This is a genomic window from Arthrobacter sp. B0316-5-4, assembly GCF_059090325.1.
Window position 1 is genome coordinate 859,783 of record NZ_JBNHFN010000002.1, and the last position, 18,231, is coordinate 878,013.

Here is an 18,231-nt window from a genome sequence, read left to right on the forward strand (position 1 = left end):
CCCTCGAAAGTCCGGCGGTAATATCGACTGGTGCTGATTCTGCTTCCGCCTTCCGAAGGCAAAACCCCCGCCCCCAAAGGTCCCGCCATCGACTGGGAGTCACTGAGTTTTCCCGAGCTGAACCAGTACCGTGCCACCGTTCTTGAGGCCTTGGGGACGGTGAGCGCGCATGAGGACGCCCTGGCGCTGCTGGGCGTCGGCGCTTCCTTGCGGGACGACGTCGAACGTAATACCCGGCTGCATGCCGAACCGGCTGCCCCGGCGCATCAGGTCTATTCCGGCGTCCTCTACGACGCCCTGGGCTATAAGAGCATGACCGCAACCCAACGACGCAAAGCCACCGAATCCATCCTGGTGGTCTCGGCGTTGTGGGGTGCCATCGGCTTCGGCGACCATGTTCCCGCCTACCGCCTGTCCATGGGAACCGCACTGCCCGACGTCGGACGCCTCGCCTCGTACTGGAAGCCGCAGCTTAACGCCGCCCTCACCAAACGGGCCGAAGGTGAACTGGTGGTGGATTGCCGCTCAAGCACCTACGCAGCTGCCTGGGCTCCCCCGGCGGCCCAGACAGTGAACGTCAACGTTTTCAGTGAGGCGAACGGCAAACGTACGGTGGTCAGCCACTTCGCTAAACACACCCGGGGTGAACTGGCGCGGCATCTTCTGACACGGCGCGGCAAGGCACCTTCCACCCCGGATCAACTGGCCAAGGCAGCCCGGGAAGTGTGGACCGCGGAACTGGTAGAGGGCACGGCCCGCAAGCCGCACGCGCTGAACATCATCCTGGCCGGCTAGGTTCGGTCCGGCTTAGTTCCACTCCGTCGAACGGACAAGGATCACACCTGAGTCCGGGCAGAAAACGATGTCGTCCTCCGCAGCAGCTTTGACTTCAGCGAGGTCACCCGGGCTCAGCATCATGCCGGAACCTTCGGATTTGCCGTGGAACAAACGGGCGGCGCCCACTCCCCTCTTGGCAATCGTCTTCTCGTAGATTGCCAGGAGCCCTGCGTCCAGGGAATCCGCAAAAGCGGCCCGCTGCCCACGAACGACGGTTTCTTCGGCAGCGATTTCAGCTATGGATTCATCGAGCTCAGCGCGGATACTGCCAAAGGAACCCTGGATGTCATTGACGATCGACTGCTGGGCGGCCTGGCGTTCGCGAAGGGTGTCCAGGCGCTCAAGGATCTCCAGCTCCACGTCCTCAAGGTCGGAGCGGCGCTTGTTCAGCGAGGCAATGTCACTCTGAAGCGCCACCAGGTCCTTCGACAACCCCGTACCGCTGTTGAGCCTGGCCTCGTCGCGTTCGATGCGAGTAGCCACCTGCTCCACATCAGCCTCGGCACGACGCAATTCCGTCTCGGCATCGTGGACGGCAACCTTTGCCGCACCCAGTTCACCGTTGGCCACGTTCAGGGCGTCAGTGAGGTCAGTGATGCGAGGGTCCGTTTCCAGTACCCGCCGGCGGCCGGCCAACGACTTGAGCTTGGCATCCAGCCCCTGCAGTTCAAGCAATTTGTATTGTTCTGCCGGTGCTGCTTTCGCCACGCTTACCTCCGCTTGTTACCGCCGGTCCCGGAAATCAGGAGCGGCCGGACAACCCCTATCTGTCGGGGCTGCCCATATCTTTCTAGACTCTAGTCCCCGCCGGGAGTCAGTATGAAGTCCCAAGGATCGCTGTTGGTGCTGCTCACCCGGATCTCGACGTCGAAACCCTGGTCTGCGAGTACGTTCCCCAAGGCCTCAGCGGCCGCAGGGAGCCACAGCCATTCGCTGGCGAAATGTGAAACGTCGATCAGGTACGGACGGCCGTTCGTGGCCCCTTCACGGGCCTCGGAGGCCGGATGGTGACGCATGTCCGCGGTAACGTAAACATCTGCGTTGCTGGCGCGGACCGCGGCCAGCAAACTATCTCCTGCACCACCGCAAACGGCCACCCTGCGGACCAGCCCGTCCTTGTCGCCGGCAACCCGGACGCCACCGGCCACTGCGGGGAGCATCTCAAAGACGCGGGCCGCAAAATCACCGAGAGTCTCAAGATCTGGAAGGTCACCCACCCTGCCGATCCCCTCTTCCGGCAATCCGTTGCTGGCCGGTGTCAGGGGCGTGACGTTCTCCAATCCGAAGGCGTCAGCCAGGACGTCGGAAACGCCTCCGACGGCCGAGTCACCATTGGTATGCACTGTCAGCAATCCCGTCCCGGCCTCAATGAGGCGATGAATGGCCAGGCCCTTGGCTGACGTAGCAGCTACGGAATTCACACCCTTAAGAAGCAAGGGGTGGTGCGTTATCAGCAGCTCGGCACCCCACTCGATGGCTTCATCGATGACTTCCAGGGTGGGGTCCACGGCAAAGAGGACTTTGCTCACCGGAACATTGGGCCGGCCGGCAACCAGGCCTACCTCGTCCCAATCCTCGGCCAGCGACTCCGGCCAGAGTTCCTCCACAGCCAGTAACACCTGACCGAGCGTGGGATCCCCCGTGGCCTCAACTGTTCCGTCATCTTCGCCGGAATCCGCATCAGAAATGTCGGTGTTTACTGCTTCCATACTCTTATTCTTACCTACTGGGCCGAATCGGGCAGTCCCGGCGCCCGCCGTCTCCGTTATTGTCCCGTAAGGTGTTGCGGGAATCATCAAGCCCTCCGATCCATTGAAGAGAACATGAAAACTTTCGTACTTGGCGGCGGCTGCTTCTGGTGCCTGGATGCCGTTTACCAAAAAACCCGCGGCGTCAGCTCGGTTGTGTCCGGCTATACCGGCGGCCATGTCCGCAATCCCGACTACTACGGAGTCTGTTCCGGAACCACCGGCCATGCGGAGGTCGTGGCCGTAACCTTCGACGAAACAGTTGTTCCGGAGGAAGTCATCCTGGACATGTTCTTCGCCCTCCACGACCCCACCACCTTGAACCGCCAGGGTTACGACGTCGGTACCCAGTACCGTTCGTCGATGTTCTACACCACCACCGAAGAGAAGGTGCTGTTCGAAGAAGCGATCGAGCGTGCACAGGCCCTCTGGTCCGACCCGATTGTGACCGAGGTCAGCCGGCTTCCCGACTTTTATGAAGCTGAAGAAGTGCACCAGAATTACTACGCCAAGTTCCCCTACCAGGGCTACTGCCAGGTGATTATTAACCCCAAACTGGCGAAGGCACGGAAATATTACTCTGCATGGCTTACTGCTTAGCAGGGTTTCGATCCGGCTCGTTAGGCTGACCTCAGCATTCCCTCCTCAGAGATAGGCATAATCTTCATGGCAAGGATATACGACGACGTCACGCAGCTGGTCGGTCGCACTCCGCTGGTCCGTTTGAACCGGCTCACCGAAGGCCTCGACGCCACCGTTGCAGTCAAGCTTGAGTTTTACAACCCTGCCAACAGTGTCAAGGACCGCATCGGCGTAGCCATCATTGACGCCGCCGAGAAGTCCGGTGCCTTGAAGCCCGGCGGAACCATCGTGGAGGGCACGTCCGGCAACACCGGCATCGCCCTGGCACTGGTTGGGGCTGCCCGCGGCTACAAGGTCATCCTGACCATGCCGGAGACCATGTCCACTGAGCGTCGCGTCATGTTGCGCGCCTACGGTGCCGAGATCGTCCTGACCCCGGGTTCTGAAGGCATGCGCGGGGCAGTGGAAAAGGCCCAGGAAATCGTGGCCAACACTGAAAACTCCATCTGGGCACAGCAGTTCGCCAACGAGGCCAACCCTGCGATCCACCGCACCACGACGGCCGAGGAAGTCTGGGAAGACACCGACGGCGAAGTGGACATCTTCGTTGCGGGCGTAGGTACCGGCGGCACCATCACCGGCGTCGGCCAGGTGCTCAAGGAGCGCAAGCCCGGTGTGCAGATCGTAGCTGTTGAGCCCAAGGACTCCGCGATCCTCAACGGCGGAGCACCTGGCCCCCACAAGATCCAGGGCATCGGCGCCAACTTTGTGCCCGAAATCCTCGACACCAACGTCTACGACGAGGTCCTCGACGCCACGTTGGAAGATTCGGTCCGCGTAGCCCGCGAACTCGGTGCCCGTGAAGGCATCCTGGGTGGCATCTCCTCGGGCGCCATCGTGTGGGGCGCCCTTGAGTTGGCCAAGCGTCCCGAGAACGCCGGCAAGCTCATCGTCGCCGTCGTCTGTGACTTTGGAGAGCGTTACATCTCCACCGTCCTGTTCGACGACATCCGCGGCTAGTACTTGGCCCGCACACCGTCATTTCCTGTAGAAAGGTCTTTGTGAGCTTCTTCGCAAGGCTTAAGGAAGACCTCGACGCCGCCCGGTCACACGACCCGGCGGCTCGAGGCTCTTTTGAGAACTTTTTCGCCTACTCCGGCCTCCATGCCATCTGGGCGCACCGGGTAACGCACCGGCTGTGGCAAAACCCGGCACTCCGCTTCCCTGCCCGCCTGATTTCGCAGCTGGCCAGGTTCCTGACGGGTATCGAAATCCATCCCGGCGCTACCATCGGCCGGAGGTTCTTCATCGATCACGGCATGGGAGTGGTCATTGGGGAGACGGCCGAAATCGGTGAGGACGTGATGATCTATCACGGCGTGACCCTCGGCGGCCGCTCCCTGGCCAAGGTCAAGCGGCACCCCACCATCGGCGACCGCGTCACCATCGGCGCCGGCGCCAAGGTCCTTGGCCCCATCACCATCGGAGCGGACAGCGCTGTGGGCGCCAACGCCGTAGTGGTGAAGGATGCTCCCCCGGAATCCATCATCACGGGGATCCCGGCCACATGGCGGCATCGGGATGCGCGATCGGAGACCAAGCCTGCCGTGGATCCGGCCGAGTACTACATCGAGTACCGGATCTAACCTCCAGCCAGTCTCCTGTAGAAATTCAGGAAAACGGCGTCGAAGATCCTGTCCGGAAGAATTCTGCGCATCGCCAGGACGCTCCAGGCTCCCCTACCTACCGGGTAACGGGTCCTGGGGCGTTTTGCGTTGGCGGCGCGGACTATCGTGTTGGCGACCACCCGGGCGGGAGTTGAGAGGACGTGGCCGGACCCGGAGGTAGAAGCCAACGCCGCAGCGATGACATGGGCTTGGTCTTTATACGGCCCCTCCCCCGAGTTGGCCAGCAGCCCAGTCCCTGCAATGGTTCCCCACTCGGAATCCGTTCCCGAGGGTTCGATGATGACCACGTCCACGCCGTGGGGTTTCAGTTCCAGACGCAGCGAATCGCTCATACCCTCCACCGCGAATTTGGTGCCGTGATACCAGGCGCCCAAGGGCTCGTAGATTTTTCCGCCGATGGACGTGACATTGATGATCCGGCCGGAACCGGCCCTGCGCATACCGGGAATGACCAGCTGCGTCATTCGTGCCAGCCCCATGACGTTGACCTCGAACTGGCGCCTTCCTTCATCGAGGGGAACTTCCTCCAGTGACCCGTAGGACCCGTAGCCGGCGTTGTTCACCAGCACATCAACCCTTCCATGGGCCTTTTCCACCGCTGCCACTGCAGACGCCATGGACTGCTCCGACGTCACGTCCAAGGACAGGACCGAGATTCCGTGCAGTTTGAGGGGCTCCATCTTTTCAACACGGCGAGCACCCGCGTAGACGGTAAAGCCGGAGTCCTTCAGGGCGATGGCGGTTTCGAAACCGATTCCCGTGGAGGCGCCTGTAACGAGTGCGATCCGCGCTGTCATGGCTTTAGTCCTTTGCTGGCGGCCAGCGCACCGGCACCCGGCACGGCAAAGGCCGGCTCCTCCCAGCCTAGTGGGAGGGAACCGGCCTTCAGCGCGATGCTGCTAGTGGGTGTCGACAGCCGAGATCTCGGACTTGTCTTCGCCCCACAGGGTGTGGAAGGTACCTTCGGTGTCGACGCGACCGTAGGTGTGTGCGCCGAAGAGGTCGCGCTGGCCCTGGATCAGGGCGGCAGCGACGCGCTTGCGGCGCAGTCCGTCGTAGTAAGCCAGTGAGGAGGAGAACACCGGCACGGGAATGCCCAGCTGCACGGCGGTGGCTACGACGCGGCGCCAGGCCGGCAGAGCCTCCGCGATGGCCTTGGTGAAGGCCGGTGCGAAGAGCAGGTTGGCGGGCTTCTCGTCGGCAGCGTATGCCTTGGTGATGTCCTTAAGCAGTTCTGCACGGATGATGCAGCCCGCGCGCCACAGCGAAGCGATCTCGTCCAGTTTGAGATCCCAGCCGTATTCCTTCGCAGCGGAGGTCAGCATGTCCAGGCCCTGGGCGTAGGAGACCAGCTTGGAGGCGTAGAGCGCCTGGCGAACGTCTTCGACGAAAGTTTCGGGGATCTCCACCGTGGCTTCTTCACCGGCCAGCAGTTCCTGGCCGAGCCTGCGCTGCTCGGCCTGCGAGGACAGCGCACGGGCGAACACGGACTCTGCAATGCCGGACACCGGCGAGCCGAGCTCGAGGGCGGAGATAACGGTCCAGCGTCCGGTGCCCTTCTGGCCTGCGGCGTCCACGACGACGTCGACGAACGGCTTGCCGGTCTTGGCGTCAACGTGGCCCAGGACCTCAGCGGAGATCTCGATCAGGAAGGAGGACAGATCGCCCTTGTTCCATTCGGTGAAGATCTTTGCCTGCTCGGCTGGCTCAATGCCGGCACCCGAGCGGAGGAGGTCGAATGCTTCACCGATGACCTGCATGTCGGCGTATTCGATGCCGTTGTGGACCATCTTGACGAAGTGGCCCGCGCCGTCGGTGCCGATCCAAGCGCAGCAGGGTTCGCCGTCGACCTTGGCGGAAATCTTTTCCAGCAGCGGGCCGAGGGCGTCGTAGGACTCCTTGGATCCACCGGGCATGATGGAGGGGCCGTTCAACGCGCCCTCTTCGCCGCCGGAAACACCGACGCCAACGAAGTGAAGGTCCTTCTTCGCCAGGGCAGCTTCGCGGCGACGGGTGTCCTCATAGTGCGAGTTGCCGGCGTCGATGATGATGTCGCCGGCCTCAAGCAGCGGTTCGAGCTGCTCGATAACGTTATCAACAGGTGCGCCTGCCTTGACCATGATGAGGACGCGCCGGGGCTTTTCGAGGGAGTCGACGAGTTCCTGCAGCGTCTCGGTGCGAATGAAGTCGCCTTCCGTGCCGTGCTTCTCCAGCAGGGCGTCAGTCTTTTCCACGGAGCGGTTGTGGAGCGCCACGGTGAAGCCGTTGCGTGCGAGGTTGCGGGCCAGGTTGGCGCCCATCACCGCAAGGCCGGTGACACCGATGTGTGCTGACATCAAAACTCCAATTCGTTCGTGTACAAACAGTCCTGCGGACACGCAGGAAGCAAAATCAAAACCAGGGGCTGTAATAAACCATACGTATTTAAGTCAGGGGCAGGAAAGCGGCGCCCACCAAGTGGAACGGTGCCGCGTCATAAACAGTCTATGATGCTGCCCGCCCGCGCTGGCCTCCCACCGTGGGCTGCGCCGGCAAACCTGCGCACCCAGGGTCCCTGCGCCACTATGCTTACCTCTATGTCAACCAGCCTCCACCACCGCGCCGTTGAGCATCTGGGGACCCGCATAGTCGGTGGCGCCCTTCCCACTGGCCATGTCATGTTGGCGGAGCATTTGGAAGACGAGCTCAAGGTTTCCCGTTCGGTGGTCCGCGAAGCCGTTCGGGTGCTTCAGTCGTTGGGGCTGGTGGAGACCATCAAGCGCGTGGGGATTCGAGTCCTCCCGGCCCACCGTTGGAATCCCTTCGATCCCTTGGTTATTCGCTGGCGACTGGCCGGCGAAGGACGTGGAGCCCAGTTGCGTTCCCTGGCGGAGCTGCGTTCCGCCGTCGAGCCCGTGGCGGCTGAACTGGCCGCCGGCAACGCCCCGGAGGCGCTCCGCAAGGAATTGGTGGGCATCTCCCATGCCATGAAGGAAGCCGGCGACGCCGGCGACATGGCTACGTTCCTGGACCTCGACATCCGTTTCCATGCCCTGGTGCTCTCCGGTTCGGGCAATGAGATGTTCGCGAACCTGATCGGCCAGGTCACCGAGACGCTGACCGGCAGGACGGTGCACGGCCTGATGCCGGAGCACCCCCAAAAGCAGGCCCTGCAGTGGCACATGGACGTTGCGCATGCCATCGAGGCAGGCGACGGTCCTGTGGCGCGGGACGCGGCCGCCCGGATCATGCGGCAGACCATCGCGGAGTTGGCCCCCAGTTGGGACGACCAACCCCGCGTGTTTGTTCCTGTCGCCAAAAACTAGCGTGCGCAAGCTACCCGCGGAAGTTCAGCAGGACCTTGCCGGACACAGCCGGGTTCTTCGCCACGTCAAAGGCCTCCAAACCGTGGGCGACATCGAATTCGTGCGTGACCACAGGATCCACAAAGAGGGAACCGTCGGCGAGCGCTGCCATGACTTCCTCGATTTCGTCATTGAAGCGGAATGAGCCCAGCAATTCGAGTTCCCGGGTTATTGCCAGGGAGATGAACACCGGCTGCGGCCCCGACGGGAGCAGCCCCACCATGACCACCTTCCCGCCGCGGGTTGCTCCCTTGATGGCAGAGGCCAGGCCGTAATGGCTGCCCGAGGATTCAATGACGACGTCAGCCTCCACAGCCGCTATGGCGTCCGCTTCGTCGCCTTTGAGTACCGCGTCCGCACCCACTCTTTGAGCGATCTCCAGTGGCTTGTCGTGCATGTCGACGGCGACGATCCGGGCCGCGCCGGCCCGCTTCAGGACCGCGACCGCGAGCGCGCCGATGGGGCCACTTCCGATGACGAGCGCAGTCTTTCCTCGGACGTCCCCCGCACGTGCCACAGCGTGCCACGCGACACTGGCCGGTTCCACCAGGGCAGCCGTCCGGAGGTCCAGGTTCTCCGGCAGGGGGCGCAGCATCCTTGATGGCAGGTTTGCGTAGCGGCTGAAGGCACCGTCGGTGTGCGGGTAGCGGGCGGCGCTGCCCAGGTACGTGCACCCCGGGGACAGGTTAGGCCGGTCTTCGGGGTATCTGGCATCGCCGGGCGCAGGCGTTGCCGGGTGGACCGCCACGGGCGTTCCCACCCCGGGGCCGGTGCCATCCGCTGCCTGCTGGACCACGATGCCAACGATTTCGTGGCCCAGGACCATGGGCTCCTTGAGGATGGACTCCCCCGCTGCGCCGTGCAGCCAGTAGTGCAGGTCGGAGCCGCAGATGCCGCCGTAGGCGATTTCGACAATCGACTGGTCCTGCGCAGGTTCGGTCAGCGGAAGGTCTTCAATGCGGAGGTCATCCTTGCCGTAGGCGACCACGGCCGGAGCGGACCGGGGAAGTGTGATGCCCATCAGACCACCACCGTCATTCCACCATCGACGAAGATGGTCTGGCCGTTGACGAAGTTGGACGCCTGGGATGCCAGCCAGACTGTCGGCCCGGCAAGATCCGCGACGGTCCCCCATCTGTTGGCAGGTGTTCGGCCAAGGATCCAGGAGTTGAAGTCGGTGTCGTCCACCAGGTTCTGCGTCATCCCGGTGTGGATGTAGCCGGGCGCGATCCCGTTGATCTGCAGGCCCGACGCTGCCCACTCGGCGGTCATGGCGCGGGTGAGGTTGCGCAGCCCGCCCTTGGCGGCGACGTAGGGGGCGATGGTTGGTCGGGCGAGGTCCGTCTGGACCGAACAGATGTTGATGATTTTGCCGTGCCCCCTGGGGATCATGTGCCTGGCGGCTTCACGGCCCACCAGGAACGCGCTGGTCAGGTCCGTGGTGATGACCCGGTCCCAGTCCTTGACGTCGAGGTCCAGCATGGGGACCCGGTGCTGGATCCCGGCGTTGTTCACCAGGATGTCGAGCGGCCCGACGTGCTGTTCTATCCATGCCACCCCTTCCGCGGCGGCCACCGCGTCGGTGACGTCGAAGGCCCGGCTGTGGACTGTACCCGCCGGGTAGTCAGCGGCCATTGCCTCCTGCGCGGCGTCAAGTCGTTCAGCGCTGATGCCGTTGAGCACCACCGTGGCGCCGGCGTCGGCAAGGCCCCTGGCCAGGGCGTTGCCGATCCCCCGGCTTGAACCGGTAACCAGGGCAACCCGCCCGGTCAGATCGAAAAGTCCACTCATGGTTTGTTCTTCATTCCTTCTTCGGTTGCGCCGGCTCAGTTGCTGCTCGACGTCGCGGTTGGGGTCTGGCTCAGGTTGGCGATGGTTTGCCGGACGACGGCAAGGTCCTGGTCACCGAGCCCTTGGCGCCTCAGTTCGGCGTACAGCCCGATCGCGGCTGTGGCCAGCGGCACGGCGGAGCCGGCAGCTTCTGCACTGTCGAGGACGAAGCCGAGGTCCTTGTGCATGAACTTGGCCGGTCCCGTCGGCGCGTAGTCCTTGGCAGCGAGTCGCGGACCAACGTTGTCCAGCACCCGGCTTCCGGCGAGCCCGCCGGAGAGGACCTCAAAGAGCGCCTCCACGTCCATGCCGGAGCGTTCGGCGAGCTCGGCCGCCTCGGCGAGGGCCGCCGTCGTGGTCCCGACGATGAGTTGGTTGCAGGCTTTGGCAAGTGATCCTGACCCAAGTGGCCCCATGCGCCGCACGGTGGTTCCCATGGCCTCGAACAGCGGCTTGAGTGCCGCGAAGTGGGGTTCGTCGGCACCAACCATGATGGCCAGGGTTCCTTCCCGCGCACCTGCGGTTCCGCCACTGACCGGGGCGTCCACCACGATTGCGTGGCCGCTGCTCGCTTGGTGGACGGTTTCGCCGAACTGCTGGACCGCAGTTGGGGAGACGCTGCTCATGATGACGACGGCGGTTCCCGGCTTCGGCGGCGCGCCCCGCCAGGATTCGAGCAAGGCTTCAGCGGCTTCCTCGATATACGGCAGGTCCGGGAGCATGAAGATGATTGCCTCCTCATCGCGGAGGTCGGCCACCGTGGCCGCGCGCTGGACCATCGGGAGGTCCTTGAAGGCCTTCGCGGAGCGGTTCCACCCGGAGACAACCCACCCGGCCTTGGCGATGTTGGCGGCCATGGGCGCACCCATGAGCCCCAGGCCAACAAAGCCCACATGTTTACCGGTCATGCCGTGTAACACCTCACTTCTTTGTGGTCATCTCAGCAAATTCTGTTCAATATCCTAGCCGCCATTCAGTATGATGAACACCATGACGACTGATGAACTTACCATCGCCATCGCTGTGCCGCTCGAAGCAGAGCACGTAGAGCTGATCCGCGCTGTTGATCCCGCCGTAACGGTTCTCTACGATCCTGAACTTCTGCCGCCTGAACGCTTTCCCGCCGACCATGCCGGCGACCCCAACTTCAAGCGGACGCCCGAGCAGGAAGAACGCTACTGGGCCATGCTGAACAGGGCACAGGTCCTCTACGGCTTCCCCAACGAAAGCCCCGCCGGACTGGCCAAGGTGGCCGAAAGCAATCCGCACCTTCAATGGATCCATGCCATGGCCGCCGGAGCGGGCGGAGCCGTCAAGGCCTCGGGCCTGGACACAGAAGCACTGCGCAAGTTCAAGGTGACCACCTCGGCCGGGGTCCATGCCCTGCCGCTGGCAGAGTTCTCGGCCTTCGGCGTCCTCAACGGCTTCAAGCGGAGCGCCGAAATGGCCGGTGATCAGGCCTCCAGGATCTGGCCCGAGCTGCGGACGCCCACCAAACTCGTCAACGGTTCCACACTGGTCATTACTGGCCTGGGTGAGATCGGCATGGAAACGGCGCGAATAGCCCGTGCCCTGGGCATGAAGGTCAGCGGGACCAAGCGCAACGTCGAAGCCATCGAGGGCATCGAGGAGGTCACCACCAACGACGGCCTGGCCACCTTGGTTGCCGGTGCTGACGCAGTGGTGAACACCCTGCCCGGCACCCCTTATACGGAGAAGCTGTTCAACCGCGGGATTTTCTCCGCCATGAAGCCCGGGGCTGTGTTCGTTAATGTGGGCCGTGGAACCGTCGTGGACGAGGAAGCCTTGCACGAGGCACTCGAAAACGGCCAGGTGTCGTACGCGTGCCTTGACGTCTTCGCCGTCGAGCCGCTCCCACAGGACAGCCCATTGTGGAACCACCCCAAGGTCCTCGTGTCACCGCACACCTCGGCCCTGAGCGAAGCCGAAAACCGCCTCATCACCGAACGTTTCTGCAGCAACCTGCGCACTTTCCTGGACGGCGGCGAACTCCCCCACCTGGTTGATCCCGTCCACTTCTACTAATTATTCCATTCCACCCAAGCAGTGCACGCAGAGGGGCGCGGCCCGGAACTTCAGCGGGCCGCGCCCCTCTGCGTGCACGGCAGTAGTATCTTCCTATGGATTGCGCGATGGCACACCAGCGCACGACAGTGCGCCTGTTCCCGGATTACGGCGATACGGCGCTTTGGCTTGATTCGCCTATCGACTACGACATCACCGGCCTCACGCGCAGCCTTGTTCGCGAACTGCAAGCCTGGGAGCGGTCCTACTACGCGTCGCTGACCCCGAGCATTACCTGGAAGTCCAAGGATCTTGCCGCCCGCTTCACGTCCGAAGGCAACCGCCTCGCCCAGTCCTTGGCGGACGAGCTCGGTGACGGCTACGAGGTCGAGCTAAAGTCCTACGAAGAAGGCGTGCCTGCGCGCTGCTTCCGTGGACGTGGCAACCCAAACGTCCGGGCTGTAGCGGCGTTCGATGCACTGGTGGCTTCACTGCACGCAAAGCATGAAGCAATCTCATCAGCGCTAGTATCTCCGGGAGACAGAGGAGACGCAGAAGGTGCGGGATGGTATGCGTCCGCACCCCTCTCTGGAAGCATCTTCAAACCGAACCGACCATAACCGGAATAGTCGGTAATCCTTCGGTTCCGACGGCAGCGGCGCGGCCCCTCCTCTTGGAAGGACCGCGCCGCCGTGCGTTGTGTGCTCTTACTTCGAAAGCTACCGTGCGTCTTCGGTGCTGACGAGGTCGCGCCCGGCCGTCTCCGGGGTGAAGAAGGTTGTGACAAAGGAAATCAACGCCAGGACAAGGGAGTAGATGGCCAGCACCAGCCACGAGTGGTTCGTGGCGGCCAGCATCAGCGCACCGAGCAGAGGTGCCAGCCCGCCTGCCAGGACGGCCGAGATCTCACGGCTCATCGCCACGCCCGTAAAGCGGTACTGCGAGCCAAAGAGTTCCGGGAGGAGTGGGCACTGCGGGCCGAGCATCGACTGAACGCCAATGGCGATACCCACAGCCATGACCACCCATACCAGCGTGACGTTGCCCAACGTCACCAGGTAGAAGGCCGGCACGGCAATAATGGCTTGGAACAGCGCTCCGTAGCGGTAGATCGGCACCCGGCCATACTTGTCCGAAAGCGCCCCGAAGGTCACAACGAGGACTGCCGCGAAACCAGCCGCAATCAGCAGGCCGACAGGACCAATGGAATTGTTTCCAGCAAAGACGCCCGCGGGCATGCTCATGAACGAAACCAGGAGTGCCGAATAGATGGATGAGTTTCCGTTTTCGCCCATCCGCAGGCCAATGCCAATCAGCACGTTCTTCCGGGAGTGCTTCCACAGGGCACTGATCGGGTTCTTGACCACGTTCTTGTGCTTTTCCAACTCTTGGAACGCTGGCGTTTCCTTGAGCTTGAGTCGGATGAAGATGGCGATGACGATCAGGATGAAGCTGGCCAGGAAGGGTACGCGCCACAGCCAGCCTTGCAGGACGGACTTGTCCGCCATGGCGATCAGGGCGAACGTTCCCGCGCCCAGGAGGGTGCCGAGCTGGATTCCGACGAACGGCAAGGAAGCGTAGAAACCACGACGGCGGCGCGGTGCCACTTCGGAAATCAGCGTGGTGGCGCCGGCCTGCTCGGCACCGGCGCCGAGTCCCTGGACGATGCGGAGGGTGACGAGCAGAACCGCACCCAGCATCCCTGCCTGCTCGAAGGTGGGGAGGAGTCCGATGGCGAAGCTCGCCGTTCCCATCAACGCAATGGTCAGGATCAGGACCATCTTCCGGCCGAACCGGTCACCAATGTAACCGAAGATCAGACCGCCAAACGGCCGTGCCGCAAAGCCAACGCCATACGTAGCGAACGATGCGATCAGTGCCCCATCCGGACCGAGAGGCGCGAAAAACAACGGCCCGAAGATCAGCGCAGAAGCCAGGCCGTAAATGTAGAAATCGTAGTACTCCAGAGCGGAACCTACAGAGCTGGCCAAAGTCGCCCGCCGAAGCTGCTCCGGTTCGACGACGGCTTCGTCGGCTTCCGCCGCGAACTTTGTCTTAGTACGAGTTGTCACAAGCACTCCCTCAAAATCACCCCAGGCCCCCGTTGGCCCGGCGAGATAGTGATGGCATCACCGCCAAGATCACTATGTTGAACAGCGTACAGCGTGATGAACATGTTGCCAAGACTAAAATCAGATTTATAACCGCTATCCCATGGGGTTGCCCAAGGACCGGGCCAATTCCTTGAGTTCCTTGACCATCAGGGCGCCCTGTTCCTCCGAGTACGTCGCCTTCAGGGCGGTTACAGAGAGGCCCAGGCTGGGCCCGTGGGCCCCGTGGGTGGGTACGGGAACCGCCAGGCAGACGACCCCCACCGTGGACTCCTCGTCCTCGAAGGCGAAACCTTGGGTGCGGATGGTCGAAATCTGCGCCTTCAGCTCCTCGGCCGTGCGCAGCGAGTTCGCAGTCATGACAGGCAGCGACATTCCATCGGGGAACATCGCGTCAATATCGTGGTCATGCAACTGGGCCAACAAGGCTTTGCCGACGCTGCACAGGGATACCGGCATCTTGTCGCCGATGTTCGACGTCAGCCGCACGGCTGGATGGCCTTCATAGCGCGCAAGGTAAATAACATGGTCGCCATCGAGCATGGCGATCCTGACGGTCTCACCGGAAAGAGTGGGAGCCTGCTCGCAATACTTGTAGAACTCCTGCACCTCGTCCAGACGGCTCAAATATGCTGCACCCAGCTCCACGAGCTTCCGGCCCAGCGCGAAGTCAGCCCCCTGGCGGGTAATGAGGCGCGATTCCTCCAGCGCAAGGAGCAGGTTGGAGGTGGAGGACTTGGGGATGCCAAGTTCCCTCGAGAGGTCACTCAGGGTCAGGCGCCCGGATGGTGAGCCGGCAAGTGCCTCAAGCACAGCGGCAGCACGGGTGACGGCAGGAGCCGGCGACGACGCGCCCAGCCCCTCCGAGCGGGTAGAGCGGGAATCTGCCACGATTCTCCTTCGTCATTAAGGTTCTGGCTGTTCATTCAGCTGAACACTACTCATCATAGTGTCTCACCGTTTGGAGAGTCGCGGCCCGCCCTGACGACACCTTAAGCCCGCACCAGTAGCCTCACTTTCCAAACCCAAAAGTTCGCTGTATATTCATTCTCGAGCTCTCCACCGCGGCATCCCCCAATAGTCGTGGTGGAGAGCTCATCCATTTAACCCGCGGGTTCAGGCAGCCAACGCTTCCTCGCCGCGGAGGTACCAACCCCCAGCATCGCCATCCCGCACAAGTTCCCACGTCAGTGCGCCGGAGTGGGGTCCCGTTCCCGGATCCACCTGGACCTGCCAGATTTCGACATCCACCCGGCCGTGCCCCCGGGGCATGCGCCTGGACTGTTCCCACCACGAGACCCTCTCGAACCAGCGGACGGGCTCCGCCACCACGTCCCACTCCCGGCCACCCCGCAGGACCACCACGGGAGCGCCTTGGGCGGTGGTCCGGATGTCAACAGATTCCATGTCCGAAACACTAGGGAACGCCACTGACAATTTAGGCACCTGCATGTCAGGCCTTGCGGGCCCGGCTGGGACAACAAAAAACCCCGCCGCGTCGTACCTGTTGATACGACGTGACGGGGATGCTTGGTGGGTCCTACCGGGATCGAACCGATGACATCCACGGTGTAAACGTGGCGCTCTACCAGCTGAGCTAAAGACCCGAAACGCGGTTTCAGCGCTTCCTGTGAACCTTTTCAGTTCCTCAGCGCTTCAACCAACGAACAATGACTCTACATGATTATGTGCCGGAAACACCAATCGGCGCAGGAGCACCCGAAATGTCGGGCAGCGTCCGCGCCAAGTAATCCAGAGCGCCGCTCACTCCGAGGTCGAGTTTCACCGTGGCAAGGGTGTCGCCGCGGGTGGGACCCCTATTGATGATGACCACGGGCTTACCTGCTTTTGCGGCGTGACGGACGAAGCGAAGGCCGCTCTGCACCGTCAGCGACGACCCCGCCACCAGGAGTGCATGGGCGTCGTCCACCATCCCATAAGCGCGTGCCACGCGGTCCTTGGGGACGTTCTCACCGAAATAGACGAAGTTCGGCTTCAGCGTCCCGCCGCAGATGGGACAAACCGCCACCACAAACGAGGTGATAAGTTCAGGATCTTCCACCGTGGCATCGGCGTCCGGAGCCATTTCCACCACCCCGGAGTCCAGTGCAGCTTCCAGGAAGCCCGGGTTGATCTCCTCGAGGATTGCCGCGATCAGCTGCCTGCTGAAAATATGCCCGTTGTCGAGGCAGATGACCTGGTCGAACCGCCCATGCAAATCCACCACATTGACGCTTCCGGCGTCTTCATGGAGCCGGTCCACGTTCTGGGTGATGAGACCCGTAAGAAGTCCCCGCCTCTCCATCAGCGCGATGGCGGCGTGCCCGGCGTTCGGGTCGGCATGCCGCAGATGGGACCAACCGATATGGTTGCGGGCCCAGTAGCGGCGCCGGTTGGAAGCACTGCCGATGAACTCCTGGTACGTCATGGGGTTCCGCGGCGCGGAACCAGGACCCCGGTAATCAGGAATACCTGAATCAGTGCTCAGGCCGGCGCCCGTAAGTACAGCCAACGGCTTGCCGTCCAGGAAGTGCCGTGCCTCTGACACCGCCTCCAACTCACCTGGTTGGAGCTGAACGGCTGGCTCAGGGTCCATGCTGGCAAAGCCAGTCATGCCCACCCCTGGCCGGACGTGGCTCATGACGAATGTCCGACCAAGTCCGCCATGGCGCGGCGGTATTCGGCGAAGTCGCGGGCTTGGCCCCTTGGATTGACGACCGCGTAACGGATGGTTCCGCCGGCGTCGATAATGAATGTTCCCCTCAGTGCCATCCCACTGTCGGCGTCGAACACGCCGTATGCCTGGGCAGCGGCACCGTGAGGCCAGAAATCGGCGAGGAGGTCGAACCCGAAGCCCTCGCTTTGGGCATACGCCCGCTGGGAAAACTTACTGTCCACGGAAATAGCCAAGACGGTGGCGTTCGCATCGTCGAAGGCAGCGATGTTGTCGCGGATCTCACACAACTCCCCCGTGCAAATGCCCGAGAAAGCGAAAGGGAAAAACACTACAACAACGTTCCGGCCACGGTAATCGGACAATCGAACCGGTTCCCCGTATTGATTGACCAATTCAAACTCCGGCGCAGAATCACCAACGGCTGGTGCCGTCATCTGGGCCGGCGCCAGTTGGGCTTCGGTCACTTGTTCTTCTTCGGCACCAGGCGCGTGGCACTCCAGTCTTTGGACACACCGGCGGAGGTGGTCAGGTGCAAACCGGATGTCGGAGCTGCGTCCTGGATGTCGGCCGGGGAAACGTAGCCGTCGCGACCTGACTTGGGCGTCAGGACCCAAACAACTCCACCTTCCTTCAAGGTGGTGAGCGAATCCATGAGGGCATCAACAAGATCACCGTCGCCATCGCGCCACCAGAAGACAACGGCATCCACTACGTCATGATCGTCTTCATCCAACAGTTCGGATCCCGTGACATCTTCGATGTCGTCACGCAAGTCGAAGTCGACGTCGTCGTCGTAGCCGCGCTCCTGAATCAGATCCCCATCTTTGAAACCCATTCGTTCCGCCACATTTACCGATGTGGCGGCGTCGGCCTCGCTCACGTTTCCTCCTTTTGAAGTGACTTCCATTACTAACAGCCAACACCCTTTGGGCGTGTGCTTCAAGCCATTGTCCCTGCCCGGGGCCACATTCCGCACTACCGTGGGCGTTTCGAGGCCACGACAACAGCGTGGTTTCCGTCACGGAGGCCCAGCGGGTGTGACATACAACGCCCCCCGGGGCCTGCGGCTACGCATCCCGGCGCAGTGAAAGCTAGAGTGGCCATGAGCGCTATGGCTGCAGGGCGATCGCCCCAAAGAATTCTACTGGGCAGCCAAGCGCTCACAAGACCTGCCCGGCGCATCGGACCGGGCTGTTGAAACCGAAATGTCGCACACGACGCGTTCACGACGGGCAGTTACCCTGCCAGACCTGAGGCGCCGATGAATGCGCCTAAAGGAAGGTTGGACGTGTCTGTAGGAGAAGAGACCTCACACATCCTCAGCGGGTTGACTGCCCAGCTGCCTGATCGTGATCCGGAAGAGACTGCGGAGTGGATTGAGTCCCTTGA

Annotated in this window: 20 protein-coding genes and 1 tRNA gene; 7 read left to right on the plus strand and 14 right to left on the minus strand. The window is 62.5% G+C overall.

Features of this window, described 5'->3' with window-relative positions; all coding sequences use genetic code 11:
• Positions 1-30: 30 nt before the first annotated feature.
• On the plus strand, positions 31-795 hold the full coding sequence (locus AC5RU9_RS08300) for a YaaA family protein (protein ID WP_494016042.1): 765 nt from the start codon (positions 31-33) through the stop codon (positions 793-795).
• 12 nt (positions 796-807) lie between these two features.
• Here AC5RU9_RS08300 and AC5RU9_RS08305 read toward each other — a convergent pair whose 3' ends face one another.
• Positions 808-1,545: a zinc ribbon domain-containing protein gene (locus AC5RU9_RS08305; RefSeq protein WP_494016043.1), complete on the minus strand. Its 738-nt coding sequence runs from the start codon at positions 1,543-1,545 to the stop codon at positions 808-810.
• 89 nt (positions 1,546-1,634) lie between these two features.
• Positions 1,635-2,546, minus strand: a complete 912-nt coding sequence (locus AC5RU9_RS08310; RefSeq protein WP_309988239.1) for a Nif3-like dinuclear metal center hexameric protein — start codon at positions 2,544-2,546, stop codon at positions 1,635-1,637.
• A 114-nt stretch (positions 2,547-2,660) separates the two neighbouring features.
• On the opposite strand from AC5RU9_RS08310, the gene msrA reads away from it, so the two are divergent.
• The 3 genes from msrA to epsC all read left to right on the plus strand — a co-directional run bounded on the left by msrA (position 2,661) and on the right by epsC (position 4,813).
• Positions 2,661-3,185, plus strand: coding sequence for a peptide-methionine (S)-S-oxide reductase MsrA (msrA, locus tag AC5RU9_RS08315; protein ID WP_211712185.1), 525 nt, complete (start codon positions 2,661-2,663; stop codon positions 3,183-3,185).
• 66 nt (positions 3,186-3,251) lie between these two features.
• Positions 3,252-4,187 (plus strand): cysteine synthase A, encoded by a 936-nt coding sequence (cysK, locus tag AC5RU9_RS08320; RefSeq protein ID WP_011775088.1) that lies wholly within the window; start codon positions 3,252-3,254, stop codon positions 4,185-4,187.
• A 41-nt stretch (positions 4,188-4,228) separates the two neighbouring features.
• Positions 4,229-4,813, plus strand: a complete 585-nt coding sequence (gene epsC / locus AC5RU9_RS08325) for a serine O-acetyltransferase EpsC (protein WP_235522091.1) — start codon at positions 4,229-4,231, stop codon at positions 4,811-4,813.
• Here epsC and AC5RU9_RS08330 read toward each other — a convergent pair.
• Together AC5RU9_RS08330 and gnd are read right to left on the minus strand one after the other, a co-directional pair.
• Positions 4,810-5,652 (minus strand): oxidoreductase, encoded by an 843-nt coding sequence (locus AC5RU9_RS08330; protein WP_494016044.1) that lies wholly within the window; start codon positions 5,650-5,652, stop codon positions 4,810-4,812. The genes epsC and AC5RU9_RS08330 overlap by 4 nt on opposite strands.
• A 102-nt stretch (positions 5,653-5,754) precedes the next feature.
• Positions 5,755-7,191, minus strand: coding sequence for an NADP-dependent phosphogluconate dehydrogenase (gene gnd / locus AC5RU9_RS08335; RefSeq protein ID WP_494016045.1), 1,437 nt, complete (start codon positions 7,189-7,191; stop codon positions 5,755-5,757).
• A 240-nt stretch (positions 7,192-7,431) separates the two neighbouring features.
• Between gnd and AC5RU9_RS08340 the strand changes: the two genes are divergently transcribed.
• A complete protein-coding gene (locus AC5RU9_RS08340) occupies positions 7,432-8,160 on the plus strand; it encodes a FadR/GntR family transcriptional regulator (protein WP_309988230.1) in 729 nt (242 codons plus the stop codon).
• 10 nt (positions 8,161-8,170) lie between these two features.
• Here AC5RU9_RS08340 and AC5RU9_RS08345 read toward each other — a convergent pair whose 3' ends face one another.
• From AC5RU9_RS08345 to AC5RU9_RS08355, 3 genes are read right to left on the minus strand one after another with little or no spacing between them, the layout of a single operon-like run.
• A complete protein-coding gene (locus AC5RU9_RS08345; protein ID WP_494016046.1) occupies positions 8,171-9,220 on the minus strand; it encodes an L-idonate 5-dehydrogenase in 1,050 nt (349 codons plus the stop codon).
• Positions 9,220-9,990, minus strand: coding sequence for an SDR family oxidoreductase (locus tag AC5RU9_RS08350; RefSeq protein ID WP_494016047.1), 771 nt, complete (start codon positions 9,988-9,990; stop codon positions 9,220-9,222). The genes AC5RU9_RS08345 and AC5RU9_RS08350 overlap by 1 nt, the downstream gene beginning before the upstream one ends.
• A 35-nt stretch (positions 9,991-10,025) precedes the next feature.
• Entirely contained in the window at positions 10,026-10,937 is a 912-nt protein-coding gene (locus AC5RU9_RS08355; RefSeq protein ID WP_494016048.1) for an NAD(P)-dependent oxidoreductase, read from the minus strand.
• 70 nt (positions 10,938-11,007) lie between these two features.
• Between AC5RU9_RS08355 and AC5RU9_RS08360 the strand changes: the two genes are divergently transcribed.
• Together AC5RU9_RS08360 and AC5RU9_RS08365 are read left to right on the plus strand one after the other, a co-directional pair.
• Complete coding sequence (locus tag AC5RU9_RS08360; RefSeq protein ID WP_494016049.1) at positions 11,008-12,075, plus strand: D-2-hydroxyacid dehydrogenase; 1,068 nt, start codon at positions 11,008-11,010, stop codon at positions 12,073-12,075.
• Between the two features lie 107 nt (positions 12,076-12,182).
• Positions 12,183-12,674: an immunity protein CdiI family protein gene (locus AC5RU9_RS08365; protein ID WP_494016050.1), complete on the plus strand. Its 492-nt coding sequence runs from the start codon at positions 12,183-12,185 to the stop codon at positions 12,672-12,674.
• A gap of 99 nt (positions 12,675-12,773) precedes the next feature.
• Here the strand turns inward: AC5RU9_RS08365 and AC5RU9_RS08370 are convergent, their stop codons facing one another.
• The 7 genes from AC5RU9_RS08370 to AC5RU9_RS08400 all read right to left on the minus strand — a co-directional run bounded on the left by AC5RU9_RS08370 (position 12,774) and on the right by AC5RU9_RS08400 (position 17,722).
• The gene (locus AC5RU9_RS08370; protein ID WP_494016051.1) at positions 12,774-14,132 is read right to left on the minus strand and encodes an MFS transporter; all 1,359 of its coding nucleotides are present in this window, start codon (positions 14,130-14,132) and stop codon (positions 12,774-12,776) included.
• A 129-nt stretch (positions 14,133-14,261) separates the two neighbouring features.
• Complete coding sequence (locus AC5RU9_RS08375) at positions 14,262-15,056, minus strand: IclR family transcriptional regulator (RefSeq protein ID WP_211712174.1); 795 nt, start codon at positions 15,054-15,056, stop codon at positions 14,262-14,264.
• Between the two features lie 225 nt (positions 15,057-15,281).
• Complete coding sequence (locus tag AC5RU9_RS08380; RefSeq protein WP_494016052.1) at positions 15,282-15,572, minus strand: hypothetical protein; 291 nt, start codon at positions 15,570-15,572, stop codon at positions 15,282-15,284.
• Positions 15,573-15,696: 124 nt separating this feature from the next.
• Positions 15,697-15,772, minus strand: a tRNA-Val gene (locus AC5RU9_RS08385).
• 77 nt (positions 15,773-15,849) lie between these two features.
• A complete protein-coding gene (locus tag AC5RU9_RS08390) occupies positions 15,850-16,806 on the minus strand; it encodes an NAD-dependent protein deacetylase (protein WP_494016053.1) in 957 nt (318 codons plus the stop codon).
• Complete coding sequence (locus AC5RU9_RS08395) at positions 16,803-17,306, minus strand: peroxiredoxin (RefSeq protein ID WP_494016054.1); 504 nt, start codon at positions 17,304-17,306, stop codon at positions 16,803-16,805. The genes AC5RU9_RS08390 and AC5RU9_RS08395 overlap by 4 nt, the downstream gene beginning before the upstream one ends.
• Positions 17,303-17,722, minus strand: a complete 420-nt coding sequence (locus tag AC5RU9_RS08400) for a DUF3052 domain-containing protein (protein WP_211712171.1) — start codon at positions 17,720-17,722, stop codon at positions 17,303-17,305. Before AC5RU9_RS08400 ends, AC5RU9_RS08395 begins: the two co-directional genes overlap by 4 nt.
• Between the last annotated feature and the right edge of the window lie 509 nt (positions 17,723-18,231).